This window comes from Luteimonas terrae (genome assembly GCF_004358165.1).
Lineage (GTDB): Bacteria > Pseudomonadota > Gammaproteobacteria > Xanthomonadales > Xanthomonadaceae > Luteimonas > Luteimonas terrae.
The window spans coordinates 276,748-299,059 of record NZ_SMTG01000005.1; the positions used below are offsets into that span (position 1 = coordinate 276,748).

A 22,312-nucleotide genomic window follows, 5' to 3' on the forward strand; every position below is an offset into this window, starting at 1 on the left:
CATCCTGTTCACCTGTGATCCGGGCGTTTTCCCGGTCTGGAAACGGGCTGCGGCGGGGCGCTCAGCCGGCCAGTGCCCGCAGGTGCGCGACGCTGCATTCGCGCAGCGCCTGGAGGTCGTAACCGCCTTCGAGCATCGACACGATCCGGCCCTCGCAATGCCGGTCGGCGAGGGTCGAAAGTTCGCCGGTGAGCCAGCCGAAATCCTCGGCGTCGAGCTGCAGCTGGGCCAGCGGATCGCGCGCGTGCGCATCGAACCCGGCCGAGATCATCAGCAGCTGCGGCGCGAAGGCGTCGATCTCGGGCAGCAGCCGCTCGCGCCAGGCCTCGCAGAACCGCTGGCTGCCCGTGCCCGGCGGCAGCGGCAGGTTGACGATGTTGCCGACCCCGCGCTCCTCGCGCCGGCCGGTCTCGGGGTACAGCGGCAGCTGGTGCGAGCTGAGGTACTGCACGCGCGGCTCGGCTTCGAAGATCGCCTGGGTGCCGTTGCCGTGGTGCACGTCGAAATCGACGATCGAGATCCGCGTCAGGCCGTAGCGGTCCAGCGCATGCGCGGCGGCCACGGCGATGTTGTTGAACAGGCAGAAGCCCATCGCAATGTCGGCCGTGGCGTGGTGGCCCGGCGGCCGCACCGCGCAGAACACCCGGCGCGCGGTGCCGCCGAGGACCGCGTCGACGGCGGCGACGCCGGCGCCGGCGGCATGCAGCGCGGCCTGCGCCGAGCCGGGCGACAGCACCGTGTCGCTGTCGAGGGGGATGCGTCCGGTCGGCTGCGAATCCAGCACGGTCGCCAGCAGCGTCGCATCGTGCACGCGCAACAGCTGGCCGCGCGTCGCGGGCGGGGCCTGGCGCAGGTCGAGATCGGGAAACGCGCCGCGCAGTGCCTCGATGACGGCGGCGAGGCGCTCGGGTCGCTCGGCGTGATCGGGGCCGGTGTCGTGATCCAGCAGGCCCGGGTGCGAGAACACCGGCACCTGCCGGACGTCACCGCCGAAGCCGACCGGATGATGCATCGCTCAGCGCCGCCGTTGGTGGTGCCACAGCACCTCGCCGTGGCCGCTGGCGCGCGCCAGCACCCGGGCGAGCACGAACAGCAGGTCCGACAGGCGGTTGAGATAGCGCACCGCCTGCGGCCGCACGTCCTCCACGCGCGACAGCGCCACCGACTCGCGTTCGGCGCGGCGCACCACGGTGCGCGCGATGTGGCAGCGTGCCGCCGCCTCGCCCCCGCCAGGCAGGATGAAATCCTTCAATGGCGGCAGGTCGTCGTTGTAACGGTCGAGCTGCTGCTCGAGGCGTTCGATGTCGGCGTCCTCGATCGCGGCGTGCCCGGGAATGCACAGCTCGCCGCCCAGATCGAACAGCTGGTGCTGCACGGTCGTCAGCAGGGCGCGGATGTCGTCGGGCACCTCGGTCGCCAGCAGCAGCCCGATCGTCGAGTTGGCCTCGTCGACGGTGCCGTAGGCGGTGACCCGCAACGCGTCCTTGCCGACGCGGGTGCCGTCGCCCAGACCGGTAGACCCGTCGTCGCCGGTGCGGGTGTAGATCTTCGAAAGGCGGTTGCCCATCGGACGCGATCAGTCCGCGTGCAGCGGACGCGCCTGCGCAGTCGGCCTGGGCAGCACGCGGGTCAGCAGCACGTGCGCCATCGCGGCGGCACCGACGTACATCGCGGTCACGCGCATGTAGGGCAGCAGCCAGTCGCTGTAGTTCTTCCACCAGCCGGCAACCGTCGGATTCGCGACCGATTCGCTGATCCAGTAGAAGCTGCCTTGGGCGATCAGCTGGCAGACGATCACCGAGGCGACCACGGCGAGCACCAGCTGGCCGGTCGCGACCGGCGCGGAGGCCGACAGATGCCGGCGCAACAGGCCGCCACCGGCCCACAGCGCGAAGTACGCGGGCACCAGACACCAGTAGGCCGGCGACACGCAGTAGTGCTGCCAGAACGACAGACCCTGACTGGTGATCACGAACCAGTCCACGGCCACCGCCAGCAGCATCAGGGCCGGAAACGCCCAGCGCTGCCAGTTGGCGAGATAGAAGCCGCCGATGAAGAACACCGCCCACGAGGCATCGGGAACCGCGGCGAAGTGATGCAGCCGGGTCGCGGCCATCAGCGCGGCCAGCAGGGCGAGAATCGTGGCGCGGCGGGCGGTGACGGACATCGCGGGCTCCGGTGCGGATGACAGGTGACGCGCGCATTCTAGCGGAGGCGCGACGCAGGGCGCAGAGGGCGCCGCGTATCATCGCGGCATGGTGCATTCACATCCCCCGCAGGACACGCAGGTCCTGATCGTCGGCGGCGGCCTGGTCGGCGCCAGTCTGGCGATCGCGCTCGACCGCGTCGGCGTCGAGACCGCGCTCGTCGAAGCCACGCCGGCCGGCGCGATGCCGCCGGTGTTCGATGAGCGCAATCTCAGTTTCGCCGAGGCCACGGTCAACGCGCTGACCGCGCTCGGCGTGCTGCAGAAGCTGCGCGCGCCGACCGGTCCGATCCGCGAGATCCATGTCAGCCGCGCCGGCGATTTCGGACGCGTGAAGCTGGCCGCGCGCGATTACGGGCGCGAGGCCTTCGGTCAGGTCGTGGTCGCCAGCGACTTCGGCGAGGCGCTCGAGGCGCGTCTGGCCGAGCTGCCGCGGCTGGTCCGGCATCGGCCGGCGCGTTTCGTCGGCTTCGATGGCATCGAGGACGGTCGACGCGTCGTGCGGTTGTCCGGTCCCGATGGCGAGTACCGCGTGCGTGCGCGGCTCGTGGTCGGTGCCGACGGCATCGACAGCGCGGTACGACAGGCGCTCGGCATCGCGGTCGAGTCGCACGATTACGGGCAGACCCTGTTCATCGCCCGCCTGCGCGCGTCGCGCGCGCCGGACGGGCGCGCGTTCGAGCGCCTGACCGACGCCGGCCCCACCGCGTTGCTGCCGCGCGGCGACCGGCACTACGGACTGGTGCACGGTGTCGCGGCTGCCGATACGGACGCGGTCGCAGCGCTCGACGATGCGGCGTTTCTCACCCGCGTGCAGGCCGCGTTCGGCTGGCGTGCCGGGCGGTTCGTCGACGTCGGTCCGCGCAGCCGGCACGTCGCGCGGCGTGTCGTCGCGCAGCGCTGCGTCGACACGCGCGCGGTGCTGGTCGGCAATGCCGCGCAGAGCCTGCATCCGATCGGCGCGCAGGGATTCAATCTCGGCCTGCGCGATGCACTCACGCTTGCCGAGTGCGTCGCGGGCGCCGACGACGCGGGCGCGCCGGCGTTGCTCGAACGCCATGTCGCGCGGCGCCGTGACGATCGCACGCGCACGCTCGCGTTCTCCGATGGCCTCGCGCGGATCACCTCGAACCCGGGCGCGCTGATGCGGCCGCTGCGCAGCCTCGGCCTGCTCGCCATCGACCGCGACAGCGCGCTGCAGGCGATGCTCGCCGGCGGTGCGATGGGCTATCGCGGTGACGTGCCGGCGCTGTGCCGCGGAGCCGCCGCATGAACCGGCGCGGGCAACGCGATGTCGTGATCGTCGGCGGTGGCGTGGTCGGCGCGGCGTGTGCGCTGGCGCTGGCCGCGCAGGATCTCGACGTGGTGCTGATCGAGGCGCGCGCCCCGGCGCGCTGGTCGGCCGATGCGCCGGACCTGCGGGTCTACGCCTTCGCCCACGACAGCGCCGGCCTGCTCGGGTCGTTCGGCGCGTGGGAGGCCGTGCGCTCGACGCGGGCGCACGCCTATCGGCGCATGCAGGTCTGGGACGCCGGCGGCGGCAGCGAGCTGGTCTTCGATGCCGACGCGCTCGGCATGCGCGAGCTGGGCTGGATCGTCGAGCACGGCCTGCTGGTCGATCGTCTGTGGGCGCGTCTGGCCGCGGCCGGTGTCGACGTGCGTGCGCCTGCGCAGGTCGAGGCGCTGGAGGAGGACGCCGACGGCGTGTCGCTGCGTCTCGAGGGCGGCGGGCGCATCGACGCGCGGCTGGCGATTGCCGCCGATGGTGCGGCGTCGACGCTGCGCACCCTGGCCGGCATCGGCGCGCATACGCACGACTACGCCCAGGCCGGTGTGGTCGGCTACATCGAAAGCGCCGAGCCGCATCGCGATACCGCCTGGCAGCGGTTTCTCGCCACCGGCCCGCTGGCGCTGCTGCCGGTGGACGGCGGCCGCAGTTCCATCGTCTGGACCTTGCCGGCCGAGGAGGCCGCGCGCGTGCGCGCGCTCGACGACACTGCATTCGCCGACGCGTTGACCCGCGCGTCGGGCGGTCGCCTCGGTACACTGACGCCGGTCTCGCCACGTGCGGCGTTCCCGCTGCGACGTCAGCTGGCCGATGCGCAGGTACAGGGGCGTGTCCTGGTGATCGGCGACGCCGCGCACGTCGTGCATCCGCTGGCGGGGCAGGGCGTGAATCTCGGGCTGCGCGACGTGATCGGCCTGGCCGACAGCGTGGCCGATGCACGTCGTCGCGGCACGCGCTGGGATGCGCCGCAGCGGCTCGCGCGCTGGGCGCGCACGCGTCGCAGCGAGAGTGCTGTCGCCGCACACGCGTTCGACGCGATCAATCGCACCTATTCGAACGACGCGCTGCTGCCGGTGCTGCTGCGCAGCCACGCGCTGGGCATCGCACAGGCGGTGCCGCCGCTGCGCAATCTGCTGTGGAAACGGGCGGCCGGGCTTTGACTGCGTTGCGGTGGCTGACGGCCCTGCTGGCGGCCTGCGTCGCAGCACCGGCAATGGCGATGGCCAGGTGCCCGGTCGAATCGGTCAAGCCGGGCTGGTTCGTGGCGCTGGGTTACGGCGTGCTCGCAATCGCGTTCGGGTCGGGACTGGCCCTGGTGCTGCTGACCTGGCGGCGCACGCGTGCGTTGCGGCCGGGCAGGCGCGCGCTGTGGCTGCTCGGCGCGTGCGTGATCATGCTGGGCGCGTGGCTGGCCGGTCTGATGATCTGGCTCGGCGCTTTCGTATTGCCCTGCTGACCGCGCGACTTCAGTGCGCGAGCGCCGGCTTGCCACGCAGCTTTCTGACCAGCGCGACCAGTCCCACCACGATGCCGCCGGCGATGATGCCGACGACCGCGTTGATCAGGGTCGGCAGCACCGCGCCGAGCACCATGCCGATCTCCGGCAACGCGCCCAGGCCGGTGGCCGCATCGTCGATCCAGGTCTGCACATCGTGCACGCCATGGGTCAGGATGCCGCCGCCGACGAGGAACATCGCCGCGGTGCCGACGATCGCCAGCGTCTTCATCAGCCACGGCGCGATCCACAGGATGCCGCGGCCGAAGGCGCTGGCGGCCGACGACGGGCGCTTGCTCAGGTACAGGCCGGCGTCGTCGAGCTTCACGATGCCCGCGACCAGGCCGTAGACGCCGACGGTCATCAGCGCGGAGATGGCCGCCAGCGCGCCGAGCTGGGTGAGGAAGGCCGCGCCGGCGACGGTGCCGAGCGTGATCGCGATGATCTCCGCCGAGAGGATCATGTCGGTACGCACCGCGCCGCGGATCTTGTCGCGCTCGAAGGCGACCGGGTCGACGTCGGCACCGGCGAGCGCCGCGGTACGCGCAGGTTTGGCGGCATCGTCCTCGGCCTTGTGCAGCAGTTTGTGCAGGACCTTCTCGAAACCCTCGTAGCAGAGGAACAGGCCGCCGGCCATCAGCAGCGGCGTGACCAGCCACGGCAACCACGCGCTGATCGCGAGCGCGGCCGGCACGAGGATCAGCTTGTTGCGGGCCGAGCCCTTGGCGACCGCCCAGACCACCGGCAGTTCGCGGTCGGCGGTGACGCCGGTGACCTGCTGGGCGTTGAGCGCGAGGTCGTCGCCGAGCACGCCGGCCGACTTGCGCGCGGCCACCTTGGTCATCACGGCCACGTCGTCGAGCACGGTGGCGATATCGTCGAGCAGGGTCAGCAGGCTGGACGCCATGCGGGTGGATCCGGAAGGGAGGGCGCGCGCAGTATGCAGCGCCGATGTGGCGCTTGTGTCAGCGCGCCAGCGCCCAGGCGGCCAGGCCGAACGCCAGCACCGCGACCGTGGTCGCGACGACCGCCAGCGCCTGCGCCCGCAGCAGCCGCTGCTCGGCGCGAACGGCGCCGACCTGCAAGGCCTCGATGGTCTTCTGCATGTCGGCGGCGAGCTTGCCGATCGAGTCGGCGTTCTGGCTGGCGGCGTCCTGCAGTTCGGCGATCTGCGCATCGACGACGTCGTTGCGGCGCAGCTGTCCGGCGTCGGGCAGGGCCGGCGGCGTGCGGGTGAAGATCGGCCGCGCCAGGCGGACGATCTCGGGCAGGTACGGGGCAACGACGGTGATCCAGCCTGCGGCCATGACGGGCTCCGGAGTGGCGGGCTTATTCGATGCTGGCGTAGACCGTGATCTCTTCACGGTCGTGATAGAGCTGGCGCGCGCGCAGCGTCAGCTTCTCGTGTTCGCCGATGTTGTTGGCGAACAGGTCCAGCGCCAGCAGCGTTTCCTGCCAGCGCTTCTTCATCGGCAGCTTGAGATTGAACACCGCGTTGCGGCACCAGCCTTCGCGGAACCAGGTGGCCATGCGTTCGGCGACGCGGCGCGGCTGCTCGACCATGTCGCAGACCATCCAGTCGACCGGGCCGACCGGCTGGTAGCGGAAGCCGTCGACGCGGTGGTGGTCGACCAGGCCAGTCTCCATCAGTTCGGCCTGCATCGGCCCGTTGTCGACCGCGGTCACGCGCATGTGCTCACGCGTCAGCACCCAGGTCCAGCCGCCCGGCGCTGCGCCCAGGTCGACCGCCTTCATGCCCGGCTTGATACGCGCCTTGCGCTCGCGCTCGGTCAGCAGCGCCATGAAGGCTTCTTCGAGCTTGAGCGCCGAACGCGAGGGCGCATCGGCGTGCGTGCGCAGGCGCGGAATGCCGAGCGGCCACGGTGCGCTGTCGCCGACCACCGACTGCGCCAGATATGCATGCGTACCCGAGACGAAGAACACGTGCAGGCGCGGGAAGCGCGCTTCGTCCTTCTGGCTCAGGAAGCCGCGCTTGCGCAGCGCCGGACGCAACGCGTTGCCGAAGCTCCGGGCGAGCCCGGCGAGCTGCCGGCCTTCGTCGGAATCGGAATGCTCGACGACCAGCTCGCCGTGACGGCCACGACCGGCCAGCGCGGCGAAGATCGGCGTGATGCGGTCGCTGGGATCGAGATCGCGCAGTTCGGCCAGCAGCATCAGCTTCTGGCGCGCGAAGATCAGCTCGGCGAACGGCAACGCGCCGGTCAGCGAGGGGCCGTTGTCGGAATGGAACAGCACGTAGCCGTCGTTGCGCGTCGTCTGCGCATAGCCGGCCACGTGTACGCCCGCGGCGCGCTCGGTCAGTTCGGCGGCGAGGTCGGGCTCGAAGCCCGGGCGGCAGTAGCACAGCAGGCCGGTGGCCGGCTGCACGGCATCGCCGACATCGGCGTCCGGCGTGTCGACGGCGTCGAAGGTCTCGTCGGTCGTCATATCAGTACTTCGCGCCGTCGGTTTCGCCGTAGGTCCGCAGCACCGCGCATGCCTCCTCGCGCAGGATGTCGCGCACCACCTCGATGCCGCGCTCGTTGAGCGCGCCGATCCAGTCGGCGGGCAGCGGGCCTTCGTCGAACGGCGTCAGCGCTTCCACGTCCTGCGAGCGCGCGCCGATCAGCAGCCGGTCGATGCCGGCCCAGACGGTCGCGCCGTAGCACATGCAGCAGGGCTGCGACGAGGTCGCCAGCGTCATCGCGCCGCGTTCGTTGAGGCGCGGCGTCTGCAGGCGTTGCTGCGCGAGCATGTAGGCCATGGTTTCGGCGTGCGCGACCGAACACGTGTGCGGCATCACCCGGTTCACGCCGACCGATACGATGCGGTGCTGGCTGTCGAACACGGCCGCGCCGAAGGGACCGCCGCTCTGCGCTTCGACGTTGAGACGCGACAGCTCGATCGCGAGCGCGACCTTGTCCGTGTCGCCGGGATAGGCGCGCGCGGTGTCGACGTGTTCGTGCACCCACGCGGGCAGGGTCAGGTGGACCTGGGCATACAGCATCGGGATATCCGGTAGAACGAAAGAGGAGGAGTGTCGCGTGCCGCTCAGTGCGTCACCGCGCCGGCGGGCGGCGCTTCGCAGCGCGCATTGACGCAGGCGCAGGACTGGATCTCGACGAAGCCGCAGACGCCGGCCATGCCGCGCGCCGCGCAGTCAGCCTGCAAGGCCTGCGGGTCGACCTGCGCGTTCGCGTTGACGCAGGCCGGCTGGTAGCCGCAGCAACTGCCGACGTTCCTGACCGCGCAGTCTGCATCGACCTTGCAGCTGCGGTCGGGCTGCAGCGCATTCGCCGGCAGCGGCGCGCCGTCCTGTACCGGCGTCGGCGTGGCGGCGACCGGCGCGGACGTGGCCGGCGCCGCGCAGGCCACGAGGACCAGCAGCGCCAGTGCGGCGGCGACGGACAGCAGACGGCGGAATCGGCGGCACATGCCAGCGATCCTAGCGCCGCCGCGTGTCGGCCGCGTGCGCACCATCAGCCCGCGGCGTTGCCGGCAGCCCAGGTGTCGCGCAGGGTCACGCTGCGGTTGAACACCGGCCGGGCCGGCGTGTGGTCGACGCGGTCGGCAACGAAATAACCGGTGCGCTCGAACTGGAACGACTGCTCGGGCGCGACCTGCGCCGCGGCCGGCTCGAGATAGCCGGTGACGCTGCGCTTCGAATCGGGATTGAGGTGATCGCGATAGGTCTTGCCGGTCGACTCGTCGTCGGGCTTCTCGACCACGAACAGGCGGTCGAACAACCGCACCTCGGCCTCGACCGCATGCGCGGCGCTGACCCAATGGATCGTGCCCTTGACCTTGCGGTTGGCGCCTTCCATGCCGGGACGCGATTCGGGATCGAGCGTGCCCTGGAGCTCGACGATGCGACCGTCGGCGTCCTTGACCACCTCGTCCACGCGCACGATGCCGGCGCCACGCAGGCGCACTTCGCCGCCCGGCACCAGACGCTTCCAGCCCTTGGGCGGGACTTCGGCGAAGTCGTCGCGCTCGATCCACAGCTGGCGCGAGAACGGCACCTCGCGCGTGCCCTGCGCCTCGTCCTTGGGATGGTTCGGGAAGGTCAGCGTCTCGCTGTGGCCCTCGGGCAGGTTGGTCAGCACCAGCTTGAGCGGATCGATGACCGCCATGCGGCGCGGCGCGCGCGCGTCCAGATCGTCGCGGAGCGCGCCTTCGAGTACCGAGAAGTCGATCACCGAGTTCTGCTTGCTGATGCCCACGCGGTCGACCAGCAGGCGCAGGCTCGCCGGCGTGTAGCCACGGCGGCGCAAGCCCTGCAGCGTGTACATGCGCGGGTCGTCCCAACCGTCGACCAGACCGTCGGCGACCAGCTGGGTCAGCTTGCGCTTGCTCATCACCGTGTAGTTGATGTTGAGGCGCGAGAACTCGATCTGGCGCGGCTTCGCGGCCACGACCGGCAGGCCGCGCTCGGTCAGCGAGGCCAGCAGCTCCGGATTGCTGGCGAGGTCCACCTTGTCGACGACCCAGTCGTACAGCGGCCGGTGGTCCTCGAACTCCAGCGTGCACAGCGAATGCGTGATGCCTTCGACCGCATCGCCCAGGGCGTGTGCGAAGTCATACATGGGGTAGATCGGCCAGGCATCGCCGGTGTTCTGGTGGGCGACCTGCTTGATCCGGTACAGCGCCGGGTCGCGCAGATTGATGTTGCCGCTGGCCATGTCGATCTTCGCGCGCAGGGTGCGCGTGCCGTCGGCGAACTCGCCGGCGCGCATGCGCGCGAACAGGTCGAGGTTTTCCGCCACGCTGCGGTCGCGGAACGGCGAGTTGCGGCCCGGCTCGATCAGCGTGCCGCGGTACTCGCGGACCTGCTCGGCGGTGAGGTCGCAGACGAAGGCGTCGCCCTGTTCGATCAGCTTCGTTGCGGCGCGGTAGTAGACGTCGAAATAGTCGGACGCGTGGCGCAGCTCGGACCACTCGAAGCCCAGCCAGCGCACGTCGTCCTCGATCGCGCGGACGAACTCGAGGTCTTCCTTCTCCGGATTCGTGTCGTCGAAGCGCAGGTTGCAGCGGCCGTCGAACTCGGCGGCGATGCCGAAGTCCAGGCAGATCGCCTTGGCGTGGCCGATGTGCAGATAGCCGTTGGGCTCGGGCGGAAAGCGGGTGCGGATCGCCGCGTGCTTGCCGCTGGCCAGGTCCTCGCGGACGATCTGCCGGATGAAGTCCTGGCGCACGGGGGCGGCGGCATCGGACGGCGGGGCGGATTCGGCGGGGCCTGCGGAAGACATGTGGGGCTCGGGCACGATGACGGGAAAGCCGTGCAGTGTAGCGGACGGTCAACTTGCGACACGTCCCGCCCCCGACGTGACGGGAGGGTCGCGATTTCCGTGATGCACTCCTGCCATACTTTCGTGACGACGGTACGGAAACCGTGGCACGCGAGTTGCGATGGCGCAGGGACATACAGGGGGAGCAGGCATGCGCATATCGGCGCATCCGTCTATCGATGCATTCGAGCTGCTGCCCGGCGGGGCCGACGGGCAGGTATGCCGATGGAGTTGAACGCGACGCGTTCCATGCCCGGCCACGGCTGGGTGCTCGCCGCCTGCCTGGTCCTGTTGATGGGCCTGTTCGCCGCGCTGGTCTCCACCACGCAGTTGCACCCTGACGAGACCCGCGAGGTCGCGATGACCCCGGTCGCCGACGGCGTGGTGCGCATGTCCTTCGAGCTGCCCACGGCCGGCGACCGGCGCTGGGCGCTGTGGTTCCCGCGCGAGCCGGTCGACAGGTTGCAGCTCGTTGGTCCGGACGGCTGGCACAGCGAGCCGCTGGATTTCTTCAAGGTCGGCGATGACGAGGGCATCCTGCCTGCCGGCTTCGCCTTCCTGCTGCCGCGCGACGCGCAGGGTCCGACGGTGCTCGAAGCGCATGCGGAAGGCGGTCTGCACGGCGGGCTGCGTCCAGTGCTGGCTTTGTCGCCCGACATCCGGCGGATCGAGCGGTCGGGCGTCGCGCTCGGCGGCGCGGTCTACGGCGGGCTGCTGACGCTTGCCGCGCTGGCACTGGCGCTGGCGTATGCCTCCCGCGACCGCTTGTTCATCGGCTTCTTCTGTTTCGTCGTGGCGCTGGTGCTGCTGCTGCAGGCGATGAACGGCCATCTATACGGCCTGCCCGGCGTGCGTCTGCTGGGTCTGTGGCGTCTGCAGGGACTCTCGGCGCTGACGCTGGTCCACGCGGCGGCGACGCTGTGGCTGGTCGAGGCCTACGCGATGCGTGGCCGTGCCTATCGCCACGCGCGGCTGGTCCGGGGCATCGGCATCGCCCTGGTCGCGCTGGCCGCGTTGTTCCTGCTCAATCTGCCGTGGCTGGCGCAGGCGTCCCAGGCGGTCAGCGCGGTCGGCTGGACCATGGCCGGCATCGCCGTGATCGGCCTGCTGGTCGATGCGGCGCGGCGCGGCGTGCCGCTGGGCTGGGCACTGGCCGGGTCTGCGGCGGTTTCGGTGTTGGCCGGCGTCTGGGTGGCGCTGTCGCGGCACGGGCTCCTGCCGGAAGGTCCGCTGCTGCATTACGGCTATCAGGGCGCCGCGGTCGCGTTCGCCCTGCTGCTGGCGCTGGCGCTGACCCAGCGCATCGGCGACTACCGCGAAGCGCGCGACCGCGACCGGCTCGCGCGCCTGGACACCGAACGCAAGATGCGCCGCGAAGCTGCGCGCGCCGACCTGTCGACCGCGCTGCAGACCCAGCTCAACGGCCTCGATCCGGGCGAGATTCCGTGGCAGGGCTTCCGCCTGCTGATGGACCATCTGCTGCCGCTGGTGCCGACCGAATCGTGCATCGCGGTGTTGCGCGGGTATCAGGGACGCGACCACCTGCTGGTCGAACCCGCGAGCGCGCTGCCGTCGATCGAACACGAGATCAACCGCCGCGGCCTGATCCTGCGTCGCCAGGCCACTGCCGGACTGGCGCTGCAGCAGCCGGTACATCCGTCCGCGGGCGGTCCGGTGGTCGCGATGGAAGCGCTGGTGCCGTTCCAGGTGCGCGCGCCGGGCTGGGGCGTGCTGCTGCTGCGCCGCGCCGGCGGCGACGGGTTCACCACCGACGAGATGTCGGTGATCGGCGAACTCGCGCGCGTGGTGCAGCTCCACGTCGACCAGGCGGCCGCGGCGGTCAAGCTGCGCCGCTCGGCCGAGATGGACGCGCTGACCGGCACCATGAACCGCCGCACGATCGACGTCTGGATCGAGCGCACCTTCGCCGAGGCCGAGCGCAGCGGGCGTCCGGTCTCGGTGCTGTTCATCGACCTCGACCACTTCAAGTCAGTCAACGACCGCTTCGGCCATGCCTGCGGTGACGACTGCCTGCGGGAAGTGTCGAGCGCGTTGCGCGGTGTGCTGTCGGAGGCCGACATGTTCGGGCGCTATGGCGGCGAGGAGTTCATCGCCGTGCTGCCGGGCCGTGACGGCGCCGAGGCACGCGCGGTCGGCGAGCGCATGCGCACCGCGGTGGAGAATGCCGAAGTGCGCCACGAGGGCCAGCGCGTGCGCCTGACGGTGAGCATCGGCATCGCCACGCGTCTGCGCGGCGAGGACGCCCCGGCCGCGGCGATCGCGCGCGCCGACAAGGCTCTGTACGCGGCCAAGCGTCAGGGCCGCAACTGCGTGCAGGTGGCCCCGGCCGTCTTCAGCTGAGGCCGGCCGCGCATCGCGCTGCGGGTCGCGCTGCTAGGCTGCGCGTCCCCCACGCGGACACTCTCCATGCACGACACCGCGACCGGTCGCACGGCGCTGATCTGGATGCTGTCGGGCGCGGCGCTGATCGGCACCAACGGACTGATGGTGCGGCTCGCCGGGACGCCACCGACGATCTCGGCGTTCTATCGCATGCTGTTCGCCGGCGTGCTGTTGACCCTGCTGGTGCATCTGCGTCGCGACTGGCGGCCGTTGACGCACCGCGTGTGGTGGCTCGCCCTGCTGCCGGCCGCCGCGTTCGCGGCCGATCTGTGGCTGTGGCACCGGAGCATCCTGCTGATCGGTCCGGGCCTGGCGACATTGCTGGCCAATGCGCAGGTGTTCTGCATGGCGCTGGCCGGCGTGCTGCTGTTCGGCGAACGCATCGGCCTGCGCTTCGTCGCCGGCATCGCGCTCGCGTTCTTCGGGCTGTGGCTGCTGCTGGGCGCCGATTGGGCGACGCTGCCGGCCGACTATCGCTGGGGCGTGTGGCTGGGGCTCGGCACCGGCGTGTGCTACGCGGTCTACAACATCGGACTGCGCCACGTGCAGCGCGCGGGCCACGCGCAGACGTCGGCGGCCACGGCGCCGGTCGCGCAGGTGCTGGCGATGGTGTCGCTGCTGTGCGCCGTGCTGCTGGGGCTGGCGGGTGTCGCCGAGGGCGTGTCGTTCGCGATCCCGGGCTGGCAGTCGCTGGGCTGGCTGCTACTGCTCGCGGGCCTGGGCCATTGCCTGAGCTGGATCCTGATCTCGCGCGCGATGCAGCACCTGCCGGTTGCGCTGATCGGGCTGTTGCTGCTGGTGCAGCCGGTGTGCGCGTTCCTGCTGGACATCGTCGTGCTCGACCGGCAGACGCTGCCGCGCGAGTGGCTGGGACTGGCCTTCACGCTGGCCGGCATCTTCCTCGCCAGCCTGAAGGGACGCGCGCGTCCGGTGCCGCCGCCCGCCGCGCGTACTTGAAGCGCCGCCGCGCGCCCGCATCCAGTGGGAGCGGCGCTCTGCCGCGAACGGAGATGCGGTGATGCTCGGAATCGGTGCCTGGAAACAACGCCTGCCACGTCCCGAGGACGCACTGCCCGGTCGCGCGACGCCAATGCCGGTGCACAACGCGCATGCCGTGCACGGCCGCCCGCTGCAGGGCGATTTCGACGGGCTGGAACAGGTCCAGTTCGGCATGGGCTGCTTCTGGGGCGCCGAGCGCAAGTTCTGGTCGCTGCCGGGCGTGGTGACCACCGCGGTCGGCTATGCCGGCGGCGCGACACCCAATGCCACGTACCGCGAAGTGTGTTCGGGCCAGACCGGCCACACCGAAGTGGTGCTGGTGGTCTACGACCCGGCGCAGATCGCGTTCGAGACGCTGCTGCAGACCTTCTGGGAAAGCCACGACCCGACCCAGGGCATGCGCCAAGGCAACGACACCGGCACGCAGTACCGCTCGGCGATCTACGTGACCACGCCCGAACAGGCCGCGCTTGCGCGTCGCAGCCGCGACGCCTACGAGGCCAGGCTGCAGGCGGCAGGGTTCCCCGCAATCACCACCGAGATCCTCGATCCGGCGCCGACGTTCTATTACGCCGAAGACGAGCATCAGCAGTATCTGCACAAGAATCCCGCCGGCTATTGCGGCATCGGCGGGACGGGCGTCTCCTGCCCGGTGGGCGTCGCGCTCTGAGGCATCGGGCAGCGCGCGGCACGGTCGTACACGTGCCGCACGAAGCGCTCAGTCCGACGGGCTGATGTCCAGCACGCGCAGGCGCAGGACGCGACCACCGGCGGTGGGCCAGTCGATGCGCTGACCGGTGGTCAGGCCGAGCAGGGCGGTGCCGACCGGCGCGAGCACCGAGACGCGGCCCGCGTCGACGTCGGCTTCGTGCGGCAGCACCAGGGTAAGCGCGTGATGGGCGCCACTGGCGTCGTCGATGCAGCGGACGCGGGCGTGGAGGCCGACGACCGGCGCGGCGGTGGCGTCGTCGGGCAGCAGGTCGGCGCGGTCGAGTTCGCGCTGCAGCGCGGGCGCGCCGGGGTGCTGCCGGTAGATCGGGGTGTCGAGCAGCGCGTCGAGACGCGCGAGGTCACGGGAATGCAGGCGGATGGCCGGGCTGGTGGATGGTGGCAGGCCGCTCGGGGGTTGCGAAGACATCGGATGGACTCCTGGAAGGACGGGCGCGCTGGCCCATGACGAAAGGGGCGACGCCATGCGCCGCCCCGCGGGATTGTGCCGGCTCTGCCGGTGGGCGGCGAGCGGCCTCAGGCCGCGTCGGGTTCGAACAGCGCCTGCGGCAGTTCGCGCAGCACGCCGGCGAATTCCTCGAGAAAGGCGTGCATCGCCGAGCTGCGGCGCCATACCAGCGCGATGCGCCGCGTGGGCCGCGAATCGCTGAAGTCGATCAGTCTGAGATGCGGCGACGGCGCGACCGGCGGTTTGGTCGCCAGTGTCGGCAGCAGGGTCACGCCGACGTTCGCGGCCACCATCTGCCGCAGGGTTTCCAGACTGGTCGCGCGGAACTCCGCGTGTTCGCCGGCGCCGGACAGGCGGCACACGTCGAGCGCCTGCTCGCGCATGCAGTGCCCGTCCTCGAGTAGCAGAAGCTTCTGCGACGACAGCTCCTGCAGGCTCAACCGTTCGCGCGAGGCCAGCGGATGGCGGTCGGACACCGCCAGCAGGAACGGTTCCTCGAACAGGAATTCCGCATGCAGCGTGTCCTCGTCGACCGGCAAGGCGAGGATCGCGGCATCGAGACGGCCGTCGCGCAGCCGGCTCAGCAGGACGTCGCTTTTTTCCTCGACCAGCAGCATTTCCAATTGCGGGAAACGCTCGCGGAGCAGCGGCACCGCATGCGGCAGCAGATAGGGGCCGAGCGTCGGAAACAGGCCCAGGCGGATCGAGCCGGCCTCGGGATCCAAGCTGCGGCGCGCGAGTTCCTTCATCTGCTCGACGTCGGCAACGATGCGTCGCGCACGGTCGGCGACCTGCGCGCCGATCGGCGTCAGCATGACCTTGCGCGGCGCGCGCTCGATCAGCGTCACGCCGAGTTCTTCCTCGAGCTTGCGCACCTGCGTCGACAGCGTCGGCTGGCTGACGAAGCAGGCCGCGGCCGCGCGGCCGAAATGCCGGTGATCGGCCAACGCGACCAGATAGCGCAGGTCGCGCAGGTTCATCGCGCGCGGCCCGCCGGACGCGGCTGCATCATGCGGGCCGCCGCATTGCTCACGCCGCTTCGGCCTCTTCGAGCACCGGCGCCGGCGTGCGGATCAGATGGTCGAACGCGCTGAGCGCGGCGCTGGCGCCTTGGCCCATCGCAATGACGATCTGCTTGTACGGCACCGTGGTCGCATCGCCCGCGGCGAACACGCCGGGCACCGAGGTCTGGCCACGATCGTCGATGATGATTTCGCCACGCGGCGACAGCTCGACGACGCCCTTGAGCCATTCGGTATTGGGCAGCAGGCCGATCTGCACGAACACGCCCTCCAGTTCGACGCGGTGGCTGTCGCCGCCCGCGCGGTCCTTGTAGACCAGTCCGTTGACCTTCGCGCCGTCGCCGGTCACTTCGGTGGTCTGCGCCCCGGTGACAATGCGCACGTTCGACAGGCTGCGCACCTTGCGCTGCAACACCTCGTCGGCGCGCAGCTGGTGATCGAACTCGACCAGGGTCACGTGGGCGACGATGCCGGCCAGATCGATCGCCGCCTCGACGCCGGAGTTGCCGCCGCCGATCACCGCCACGCGCTTGCCCTTGAACAGCGGACCGTCGCAATGCGGGCAATAGGCCACGCCCTTGTTGCGGTACTGGTCCTCGCCCGGCACGCCGAGCTGGCGCCAGCGCGCGCCGGTCGACAGCACCACGGTCCTCGACTTCAGCGACGCACCGTTCTCCAGCCGGATTTCGACCAGGCCGTCATCGCCGGCCGGCACCAGCTGCGTCGCGCGCTGCAGGTCCATGATGTCGACGTCGTACTCGCGCACGTGCTGCTCGAGCGCGACGGCCATCTTCGGGCCTTCGGTCTCCTTGACCGAGATGAAGTTCTCGATCGCCATCGTGTCGAGTACCTGGCCGCCGAAACGCTCGGAGGCCACGCCGGTGCGGATCCCCTTGCGCGCGGCATAGATCGCCGCGGCCGCGCCGGCCGGGCCGCCACCGACGACGAGCACGTCGAAGGGCTTCTTCGCCGCAATCTTCGCCGCATCGCGCTTGGCCGCGCCGGTGTCGAGCCTGGCGACGATCTGCTCGAGCGTCATGCGGCCCTGGTCGAACTTCGCCCCGTTGAGGAACACGGTCGGCACCGACATGATCTCGCGCGCCTCGACCTCGTCCTGGAACAGCGCGCCGTCGATCGCCACGTGGCGGATGCGCGGGTTGAGCACCGCGGCCAGGTTCAGCGCCTGCACCACGTCCGGGCAGTTCTGGCAGGACAGCGAGTAGTAGGTCTCGAACAGGAAGTCGCCTTCCAGCGCTACGACCTGCTCGATCGTGTCCTTGGCCGCCTTCGACGGATGGCCGCCGACCTGCAGCAGGGCCAGCACCAGCGAGGTGAATTCGTGGCCCATCGGCAGGCCGGCGAAGCGCACGTCGATGTCGGTGCCGGGCGAGGTCAGGGCAAACGAAGGCTTGCGCGCGTCGTCACCCGTGGTGTCGACCGTGATCTTCGCGCTGGCCTCCTTGAGGTCGTCGAGCAGCGACAGCAGTTCGCGCGACTTCGCGCCGCCGTCGACGGAGGCGATGATGTGGATCGGGCGCAGCGCGCGCTCCAGATAGGCCTTCAACTGCGCCTTGAGATCGGCTTCCAACATGACAACGCTCCTGACGACGGGTGGGGGCGTCCGCGCCGCACCGAAGGCTCGGTGCACCGGGACCGGGGGAGAGGGGTGGACCGCAAGCGGCGGGGGAGGTGGCCGCTTCCGGTCCACCCCCATCCGCGCGTGGCGGGATGGGGGCGGAGACGGCGCGATGGGCTGCGCCGTCGTGCTGCAAACGTCAGATCTTGCCGACGAGGTCCAGCGACGGGGCGATGGTCTTCTCGCCGTCCTTCCACTTGGCCGGGCAGACCTCGTTCGGGTTGGCGGCCACGTACTGGGCAGCCTTGAGCTTGCGCAGGGTCTCGGTGACGTCGCGGGCGATCGCGTTGTCGTGGATCTCGAGGGTCTTGATGACGCCTTCCGGATTCACGACGAAGGTGCCGCGCAGCGCGAGGCCGGCTTCATCGATGTGCACGCCGAAGCCACGGGTCAGCTGGTGGGTCGGGTCGCCGACCAGCGGGAACTGCGCCTTGCCCACGGCCGGCGAGGTTTCGTGCCACACCTTGTGCGAGAAGTGCGTGTCGGTGGTGACGATGTAGACCTCGGCGCCCAGCTTCTGGAACTCGGCGTAGTTGTCGGCCGCGTCCTCGACCTCGGTCGGGCAGTTGAAGGTGAAGGCCGCCGGCATGAAGATCAGGACCGACCACTTGCCCTTCAGCGTCTCGTTGCTGACCTCGACGAACTCGCCGTTCTGGTAGGCGGTGGTCTTGAAGGCGGGAACCTGGGTATTGATGAGGGACATGAAAACTCCTGGAAACAGGGGAGGGCGGGACGACTGCGGGTCGCTGCCGGTGTATCCGGCTGCGCATAGAGTAGGCGGCGTCTATCGATTTGGGAAATCGATTATAGGAATTCAATCAATAGCTGGTGGCTATCAAAGAAAGCGGGTTCGTGAGGGAGCGGAAATCGGATCCACAGGGCTTGCATTCATTGCTGCGCTGCAGCAGTATCGGGTCAACGGCGGCTGCAACACGTGTCACGCAGTCGCCCGCGGTGCTCGCACCGCGCACCGAGTTCCGTGTCCGTACCTCCCTCCCACACGTCCACGGAATCTTTGAAGGCGGCTTCGGCCGCCTTCATTTTGTCCGCGTCCCGGCCGCAGTCAGTCCGATCCGGCGCGCTCGCCGGCGCCGCGGACGAAGTCGAGGATCGCCGGCAGGACCTCGGGCGCTTTCTCCGGATCGTAGAAGGCCGCCGCGGTCACGAAGTGGTTGCCGCCGCGGATGACCTCCAGCGTTGACGACACGCCCTTGCGGCGCAGGGCGAAATCCAGCTTGCGACTGTTGGTCACGTCGACGGTGCGGTCGCCATCGCCGTGGATCAGCAGGAACGGCGGCTCGTCGCCGTCGACGAAGCGCACCGCCATCGCCTCGGGCCACTGCGCCCGCGGCCCGAAGATCTCTTCGAGCTTGCCGCTGATGACGAAGTCGTACGGCCCCGACAGGCCGATCACGCCCGCCAGATCCTGCGGTTTCATGCCGACCACCGCCAGACGCCGCGCGTCGGTGCCGAGCAGCGCGGCGATCTGCGCGCCGGCCGAATGTCCGGCCACGAACAGACGCCCGGGGTCACCGCCGTATTCGGCCGCGTGGTCTCGGGTCCAGCGGGTCGCACGCGCGGCGTCTTCCATGAAGGCCGGGAAGCCTGCCGCGGGCCAGGTGCGGTAATCGGCCACCACCGCGACCACACCGTGTTCGGCCAGGCGGCTGCCGACGAACCGGTACTGCGCGCGCATGCCATGCTGCCAGGAGCCGCCGTAGAAGAACAGCACCACCGGCGCATCCGGAGCGGCATCGCGCGGGCGGTAGATGTCGAGCGACAGACCGCGCGGCGCGTCGTAGACCGCGGTGGCATCGGGCTGCGCGCTGTCGCGGTTGACGAAGCCGAAGAACGCGCTCTGACAGCCGCTGACCAGCAGGGCGAGCGCGGCGGCGAAACACGCGCGGAACGGACGGGGCATCAGGGTGACTCCTTGCAGGAGTGCGCACCATGCACGGCACGCCCCCGGCTACGATGTGAAGCCATGGAGACGATTCCGGTACACGACGCCGATGCCCTGCTGCGCAGCGCCGCGGCGCGCATCGACGCGACCGACGCACGCTGGCTGCTGGCCCACGCGCTGGGGCGTTCGCAGACCTGGCTGTTCGCGCACGCGCGCGATCCGGTGCCGGCCGACGCGGTCGCCCGGTTCGACGCGCTGGTCTCCCGTCGCGAAGCCGGCGAGCCGGTCGCCTACCTCACCGGCGTGCGCGGATTCTTCGGGTTCGATCTCGCGGTCTCGCCGGCGACCCTGATCCCACGGCCGGACACCGAACTGCTGGTCGAGCTGGCCCTCGCGCGTCTGCCCGCGCGGGGTGCCCGCGTCGTCGATCTGGGCACCGGCAGCGGCGCGATCGCCTTGGCCATCGCGCGCGAACGGCCCGATGCCGACGTGCTCGCTACCGACGCCAGTACCGCCGCGCTCGAGATCGCGCGTGCGAACGCGGCGACGCTCGGACTGTCGCGTGTGCGCTTCGCGCACGGTGACTGGTACGCGCCGCTGGGCGGCGCACGCATGCACGTGATCGCCAGCAATCCGCCCTACATCGAGGACGGCGACCCGCATCTCGCGCAAGGCGATCTGCGCTTCGAGCCGGCGTCCGCGCTGTCATCGGGCGCCGATGGTCTCGACGCGATCCGCGTGCTGGCCGCGGGCGCGCTCGCCCACCTCGAACCGGGCGGCTGGTTGCTGGTCGAACACGGGCCGATGCAGGGCGCAGACGTACGCGCGCTGTTCGTCGAGGCAGGACTGGTCGAGGTCGACACGGCCCGCGATCTCGAGGCGCGCGAGCGCGTCACGCTCGGCCGCGCGCCCGGGGGCGCGGAAGCCGGCTGATAGACTGGACGCCGGTTTTTCCCCGGAACACGCGCATGCGCCAGCTCTATCCCGCGATCGAACCCTTCGACACCGGCACGCTCGCCGTGGACGAGCGCCACACGCTGTATTACGAGCAGTGCGGCAATCCGAAGGGCAAGCCGGTGGTGCTGCTGCACGGCGGCCCGGGCGGCGGCTGCAGCCCGAAGATGCGCAGCTTCCACGACCCGGCCAAGTACCGGATCATCCTGTTCGACCAGCGCGGCTCGGGCCGCTCCACGCCGCACGCCGATCTCGTCGACAACACCACCTGGGACCTCGTCGCCGACATCGAGCGCCTGCGCGCGCATCTGGGCGTCGACCGCTGGCAGGTCTTCGGCGGTTCCTGGGGCTCGACGCTGGCGCTGGCCTATGCGCAGACGCATCCGCGCCAGGTCACCGAACTGATCCTGCGCGGCATTTTCATGTTGCGGCGCTGGGAGCTCGAATGGTTCTACCAGGAAGGCGCCTCGCGCCTGTTCCCGGAAGCCTGGCAGCAGTACATCGCCGCGATTCCCGAAGACGAGCGGGGCGATCTGATCGCCGCCTTCCACAAGCGCCTGACCAGCGACGACGAGGCCACGCGCCTGGCCGCCGCGCGCGCGTGGAGCGTCTGGGAAGGCGCGACGAGCTTCCTGCACGTCGACGCCGATTTCGCCGACAGCCATGCCGACGCGCAGTTCGCGCTGGCGTTCGCGCGCATCGAGAACCACTACTTCACCAACGCCGGCTTCTTCGAGGTCGACGACCAGCTGCTGCGCGATGCCTACCGCATCGTCGACATTCCCGGCGTCATCGTCCACGGCCGCTACGACGTGGTCTGCCCGGTGCAGAACGCGTTCGACCTGCACCAGGTCTGGCCGAAGGCCGAACTGGTCGTGACGCCGGCCTCCGGCCACTCCGCATTCGAGGCCGAGAACGTCGACGCGCTGGTGCGCGCGACCGATCGCTTCGCCTGATCCACGCGCGCCGCGGCTCGCCCGCGGCGCGTCGTTTCCCACGCATGATCGATGCGCGGCGGCAAGCCCCGCGCACAGGAACCCGCAATGTCTGAAGAAGCACTGGTCGTCAAGGACAGCAACGGCACCCGCCTCGCCGACGGCGATGCCGTCACGGTGATCAAGGACCTCAAGGTCAAGGGCACCAGCGTCACCCTCAAGCGCGGCACCCTGGCGAAGAACATCCGGCTGACCGACGACGCCGACCTGATCGAATGCAACGTCGAGAAGGTCAAGGGCCTGGTGCTGCGCACCGAGTTCGTCAAGAAGGCCTGACGTGATTCTGTGGGAGCGCGCTTGCGCGCCAATGGGCGATCTTCCGGAAGGCATTCGCGCGCAAGCGCGCTACCACCAGAGGTATCCGGCTTCTCAGTCGGCCGACGAACCGTCCGGATTGAAGTCCACCATCCACAGCCCTGCCCAGAGCTTGAGATCGAGCTCGTAGCCTTCGGCGTGCTTGCGCATCAGCCATGCCGGCGCGGTCGCGCGCGGCACGGTGTGGACGATGATCGCCTCGTCGTCGACACCACCGCCGTCGCCGACGCGTGTCAGGTCGCGCGCACGCACGAAGGCCACGCGCTCGTTGCTCATGCCGGCCGTCGTCGGCCCGGTCAGCAGCACGTCGACGCGGCCGGCCGACCAGCCGGTCTCCTCGATCAGTTCGCGGCGCGCGGCGTCTTCCAGCGAATCGGTGCTGCCGCCATCGCCGACGAGGCCGGCCGGCATCTCGATCGTGCGCGCGCCGAGTGGCACGCGGTACTGCTCGACGAACAGCACCTCGTCATCGGGCGTCACCGCGATCACCAGCACGGCCATGCCGTTGCCGCCGTGGGTACGTTCGCAGGCTTCCCACTTGCCATGGCGGACCAGCCGCAGCCAGTCGCCCTGGTAGAGGACTTCGGTGTGTTCGCGCATCGAGGGATCGGTCATGCGCCGATGCTAACGC

General features: G+C 70.3%; 23 protein-coding genes and 1 pseudogene. 9 read left to right on the forward strand and 15 right to left on the reverse strand.

Going from position 1 to position 22,312, the window contains the following annotated elements:
• Nucleotides 1-61 precede the first annotated feature (61 nt).
• Genes E2F49_RS13255 through E2F49_RS13265 form a run of 3 tightly spaced genes read right to left on the reverse strand, consistent with a single transcriptional unit; the run spans nucleotide 62 to nucleotide 2,167 of the window.
• On the reverse strand, nucleotides 62-973 hold the full coding sequence (locus E2F49_RS13255; RefSeq protein ID WP_133394380.1) for a histone deacetylase family protein: 912 nt from the start codon (nucleotides 971-973) through the stop codon (nucleotides 62-64).
• A 42-nt stretch (nucleotides 974-1,015) separates the two neighbouring features.
• A complete protein-coding gene (locus E2F49_RS13260; RefSeq protein ID WP_133394313.1) occupies nucleotides 1,016-1,567 on the reverse strand; it encodes a cob(I)yrinic acid a,c-diamide adenosyltransferase in 552 nt (183 codons plus the stop codon).
• Nucleotides 1,568-1,576: 9 nt separating this feature from the next.
• Nucleotides 1,577-2,167 carry a hypothetical protein gene (locus E2F49_RS13265; RefSeq protein ID WP_133394314.1) on the reverse strand — a complete coding sequence of 197 codons (591 nt, stop codon included), beginning with the start codon at nucleotides 2,165-2,167 and terminating at the stop codon, nucleotides 1,577-1,579.
• 88 nt (nucleotides 2,168-2,255) lie between these two features.
• Between E2F49_RS13265 and ubiH the strand changes: the two genes are divergently transcribed.
• From ubiH to E2F49_RS13280, 3 genes are read left to right on the forward strand one after another with little or no spacing between them, the layout of a single operon-like run.
• Entirely contained in the window at nucleotides 2,256-3,479 is a 1,224-nt protein-coding gene (ubiH, locus tag E2F49_RS13270; RefSeq protein ID WP_133394315.1) for a 2-octaprenyl-6-methoxyphenyl hydroxylase, read from the forward strand.
• A complete protein-coding gene (locus E2F49_RS13275; protein ID WP_133394316.1) occupies nucleotides 3,476-4,654 on the forward strand; it encodes an FAD-dependent oxidoreductase in 1,179 nt (392 codons plus the stop codon). Before ubiH ends, E2F49_RS13275 begins: the two co-directional genes overlap by 4 nt.
• A 5-nt stretch (nucleotides 4,655-4,659) precedes the next feature.
• A complete protein-coding gene (locus tag E2F49_RS13280; RefSeq protein ID WP_133394317.1) occupies nucleotides 4,660-4,950 on the forward strand; it encodes a hypothetical protein in 291 nt (96 codons plus the stop codon).
• A 10-nt stretch (nucleotides 4,951-4,960) separates the two neighbouring features.
• On the opposite strand, the gene E2F49_RS13285 is transcribed toward E2F49_RS13280, so the two are convergent.
• From E2F49_RS13285 to E2F49_RS13310, 6 genes are read right to left on the reverse strand one after another with little or no spacing between them, the layout of a single operon-like run.
• Nucleotides 4,961-5,896 (reverse strand): DUF808 domain-containing protein, encoded by a 936-nt coding sequence (locus tag E2F49_RS13285; protein ID WP_133394318.1) that lies wholly within the window; start codon nucleotides 5,894-5,896, stop codon nucleotides 4,961-4,963.
• Nucleotides 5,897-5,954: 58 nt separating this feature from the next.
• The gene (locus E2F49_RS13290) at nucleotides 5,955-6,296 is read right to left on the reverse strand and encodes a hypothetical protein (protein WP_133394319.1); all 342 of its coding nucleotides are present in this window, start codon (nucleotides 6,294-6,296) and stop codon (nucleotides 5,955-5,957) included.
• A gap of 22 nt (nucleotides 6,297-6,318) precedes the next feature.
• A complete protein-coding gene (rlmM, locus tag E2F49_RS13295; RefSeq protein WP_133394320.1) occupies nucleotides 6,319-7,437 on the reverse strand; it encodes a 23S rRNA (cytidine(2498)-2'-O)-methyltransferase RlmM in 1,119 nt (372 codons plus the stop codon).
• A 1-nt stretch (nucleotide 7,438) separates the two neighbouring features.
• Nucleotides 7,439-7,996 carry a nucleoside deaminase gene (locus tag E2F49_RS13300; RefSeq protein WP_133394321.1) on the reverse strand — a complete coding sequence of 186 codons (558 nt, stop codon included), beginning with the start codon at nucleotides 7,994-7,996 and terminating at the stop codon, nucleotides 7,439-7,441.
• 44 nt (nucleotides 7,997-8,040) lie between these two features.
• Nucleotides 8,041-8,424 carry a hypothetical protein gene (locus E2F49_RS13305; RefSeq protein WP_133394322.1) on the reverse strand — a complete coding sequence of 128 codons (384 nt, stop codon included), beginning with the start codon at nucleotides 8,422-8,424 and terminating at the stop codon, nucleotides 8,041-8,043.
• Between the two features lie 44 nt (nucleotides 8,425-8,468).
• Nucleotides 8,469-10,238 carry a glutamine--tRNA ligase/YqeY domain fusion protein gene (locus E2F49_RS13310; RefSeq protein ID WP_133394323.1) on the reverse strand — a complete coding sequence of 590 codons (1,770 nt, stop codon included), beginning with the start codon at nucleotides 10,236-10,238 and terminating at the stop codon, nucleotides 8,469-8,471.
• Between the two features lie 264 nt (nucleotides 10,239-10,502).
• Between E2F49_RS13310 and E2F49_RS13315 the strand changes: the two genes are divergently transcribed.
• The 3 genes from E2F49_RS13315 to msrA all read left to right on the forward strand — a co-directional run bounded on the left by E2F49_RS13315 (nucleotide 10,503) and on the right by msrA (nucleotide 14,349).
• On the forward strand, nucleotides 10,503-12,638 hold the full coding sequence (locus tag E2F49_RS13315; RefSeq protein WP_165971239.1) for a GGDEF domain-containing protein: 2,136 nt from the start codon (nucleotides 10,503-10,505) through the stop codon (nucleotides 12,636-12,638).
• Nucleotides 12,639-12,704: 66 nt separating this feature from the next.
• Nucleotides 12,705-13,637 (forward strand): DMT family transporter, encoded by a 933-nt coding sequence (locus E2F49_RS13320; protein ID WP_133394325.1) that lies wholly within the window; start codon nucleotides 12,705-12,707, stop codon nucleotides 13,635-13,637.
• A 61-nt stretch (nucleotides 13,638-13,698) separates the two neighbouring features.
• Nucleotides 13,699-14,349: a peptide-methionine (S)-S-oxide reductase MsrA gene (gene msrA / locus E2F49_RS13325; protein ID WP_133394326.1), complete on the forward strand. Its 651-nt coding sequence runs from the start codon at nucleotides 13,699-13,701 to the stop codon at nucleotides 14,347-14,349.
• A gap of 48 nt (nucleotides 14,350-14,397) precedes the next feature.
• On the opposite strand, the gene rnk is transcribed toward msrA, so the two are convergent.
• From rnk to E2F49_RS13350, 5 genes are all read right to left on the reverse strand, one after another.
• The gene (gene rnk, locus E2F49_RS13330) at nucleotides 14,398-14,817 is read right to left on the reverse strand and encodes a nucleoside diphosphate kinase regulator (protein ID WP_055246737.1); all 420 of its coding nucleotides are present in this window, start codon (nucleotides 14,815-14,817) and stop codon (nucleotides 14,398-14,400) included.
• A 107-nt stretch (nucleotides 14,818-14,924) separates the two neighbouring features.
• Nucleotides 14,925-15,836, reverse strand: a complete 912-nt coding sequence (gene oxyR, locus E2F49_RS13335; RefSeq protein WP_133394327.1) for a DNA-binding transcriptional regulator OxyR — start codon at nucleotides 15,834-15,836, stop codon at nucleotides 14,925-14,927.
• Nucleotides 15,837-15,885: 49 nt separating this feature from the next.
• Nucleotides 15,886-17,469 (reverse strand): alkyl hydroperoxide reductase subunit F, encoded by a 1,584-nt coding sequence (gene ahpF / locus E2F49_RS13340; protein WP_133394328.1) that lies wholly within the window; start codon nucleotides 17,467-17,469, stop codon nucleotides 15,886-15,888.
• Nucleotides 17,470-17,653: 184 nt separating this feature from the next.
• Complete coding sequence (ahpC, locus tag E2F49_RS13345) at nucleotides 17,654-18,217, reverse strand: alkyl hydroperoxide reductase subunit C (RefSeq protein ID WP_055246742.1); 564 nt, start codon at nucleotides 18,215-18,217, stop codon at nucleotides 17,654-17,656.
• A 360-nt stretch (nucleotides 18,218-18,577) separates the two neighbouring features.
• Nucleotides 18,578-19,435 (reverse strand): alpha/beta hydrolase, encoded by an 858-nt coding sequence (locus tag E2F49_RS13350; RefSeq protein ID WP_133394329.1) that lies wholly within the window; start codon nucleotides 19,433-19,435, stop codon nucleotides 18,578-18,580.
• A gap of 63 nt (nucleotides 19,436-19,498) precedes the next feature.
• Between E2F49_RS13350 and prmC the strand changes: the two genes are divergently transcribed.
• From prmC to E2F49_RS13365, 3 genes and pseudogenes are all read left to right on the forward strand, one after another.
• Nucleotides 19,499-20,350, forward strand: a complete 852-nt coding sequence (gene prmC, locus E2F49_RS13355) for a peptide chain release factor N(5)-glutamine methyltransferase (protein ID WP_133394330.1) — start codon at nucleotides 19,499-19,501, stop codon at nucleotides 20,348-20,350.
• Nucleotides 20,351-20,385: 35 nt separating this feature from the next.
• The gene (pip, locus tag E2F49_RS13360; protein ID WP_133394331.1) at nucleotides 20,386-21,327 is read left to right on the forward strand and encodes a prolyl aminopeptidase; all 942 of its coding nucleotides are present in this window, start codon (nucleotides 20,386-20,388) and stop codon (nucleotides 21,325-21,327) included.
• Between the two features lie 96 nt (nucleotides 21,328-21,423).
• Nucleotides 21,424-21,642: pseudogene (locus E2F49_RS13365) on the forward strand (alkylphosphonate utilization protein); the annotation flags it as partial.
• 93 nt (nucleotides 21,643-21,735) lie between these two features.
• On the opposite strand, the gene E2F49_RS13370 reads toward E2F49_RS13365, so the two are convergent.
• A complete protein-coding gene (locus E2F49_RS13370; protein ID WP_425481382.1) occupies nucleotides 21,736-22,296 on the reverse strand; it encodes an NUDIX hydrolase in 561 nt (186 codons plus the stop codon).
• Between the last annotated feature and the right edge of the window lie 16 nt (nucleotides 22,297-22,312).

What these genes read in the sequence shown, in the direction of transcription:
- E2F49_RS13260 (WP_133394313.1), bottom strand. Translation starts at nt 1,567, where the DNA reads ATGGGCAACCGCCTTTCGAAGATCTACACCCGCACCGGCGACGACGGG.
- E2F49_RS13265 (WP_133394314.1), bottom strand. Translation starts at nt 2,167, where the DNA reads ATGTCCGTCACCGCCCGCCGCGCCACGATTCTCGCCCTGCTGGCCGCG.
- ubiH (WP_133394315.1), top strand. Translation starts at nt 2,256, where the DNA reads ATGGTGCATTCACATCCCCCGCAGGACACGCAGGTCCTGATCGTCGGC.
- E2F49_RS13275 (WP_133394316.1), top strand. Translation starts at nt 3,476, where the DNA reads ATGAACCGGCGCGGGCAACGCGATGTCGTGATCGTCGGCGGTGGCGTG.
- E2F49_RS13285 (WP_133394318.1), bottom strand. Translation starts at nt 5,896, where the DNA reads ATGGCGTCCAGCCTGCTGACCCTGCTCGACGATATCGCCACCGTGCTC.
- E2F49_RS13290 (WP_133394319.1), bottom strand. Translation starts at nt 6,296, where the DNA reads ATGGCCGCAGGCTGGATCACCGTCGTTGCCCCGTACCTGCCCGAGATC.
- rlmM (WP_133394320.1), bottom strand. Translation starts at nt 7,437, where the DNA reads ATGACGACCGACGAGACCTTCGACGCCGTCGACACGCCGGACGCCGAT.
- E2F49_RS13300 (WP_133394321.1), bottom strand. Translation starts at nt 7,996, where the DNA reads ATGCTGTATGCCCAGGTCCACCTGACCCTGCCCGCGTGGGTGCACGAA.
- E2F49_RS13305 (WP_133394322.1), bottom strand. Translation starts at nt 8,424, where the DNA reads ATGTGCCGCCGATTCCGCCGTCTGCTGTCCGTCGCCGCCGCACTGGCG.
- E2F49_RS13310 (WP_133394323.1), bottom strand. Translation starts at nt 10,238, where the DNA reads ATGTCTTCCGCAGGCCCCGCCGAATCCGCCCCGCCGTCCGATGCCGCC.
- E2F49_RS13315 (WP_165971239.1), top strand. Translation starts at nt 10,503, where the DNA reads ATGGAGTTGAACGCGACGCGTTCCATGCCCGGCCACGGCTGGGTGCTC.
- E2F49_RS13320 (WP_133394325.1), top strand. Translation starts at nt 12,705, where the DNA reads ATGCACGACACCGCGACCGGTCGCACGGCGCTGATCTGGATGCTGTCG.
- msrA (WP_133394326.1), top strand. Translation starts at nt 13,699, where the DNA reads ATGCTCGGAATCGGTGCCTGGAAACAACGCCTGCCACGTCCCGAGGAC.
- rnk (WP_055246737.1), bottom strand. Translation starts at nt 14,817, where the DNA reads ATGTCTTCGCAACCCCCGAGCGGCCTGCCACCATCCACCAGCCCGGCC.
- oxyR (WP_133394327.1), bottom strand. Translation starts at nt 15,836, where the DNA reads ATGAACCTGCGCGACCTGCGCTATCTGGTCGCGTTGGCCGATCACCGG.
- ahpF (WP_133394328.1), bottom strand. Translation starts at nt 17,469, where the DNA reads ATGTTGGAAGCCGATCTCAAGGCGCAGTTGAAGGCCTATCTGGAGCGC.
- ahpC (WP_055246742.1), bottom strand. Translation starts at nt 18,217, where the DNA reads ATGTCCCTCATCAATACCCAGGTTCCCGCCTTCAAGACCACCGCCTAC.
- E2F49_RS13350 (WP_133394329.1), bottom strand. Translation starts at nt 19,435, where the DNA reads ATGCCCCGTCCGTTCCGCGCGTGTTTCGCCGCCGCGCTCGCCCTGCTG.
- prmC (WP_133394330.1), top strand. Translation starts at nt 19,499, where the DNA reads ATGGAGACGATTCCGGTACACGACGCCGATGCCCTGCTGCGCAGCGCC.
- pip (WP_133394331.1), top strand. Translation starts at nt 20,386, where the DNA reads ATGCGCCAGCTCTATCCCGCGATCGAACCCTTCGACACCGGCACGCTC.
- E2F49_RS13370 (WP_425481382.1), bottom strand. Translation starts at nt 22,296, where the DNA reads ATGACCGATCCCTCGATGCGCGAACACACCGAAGTCCTCTACCAGGGC.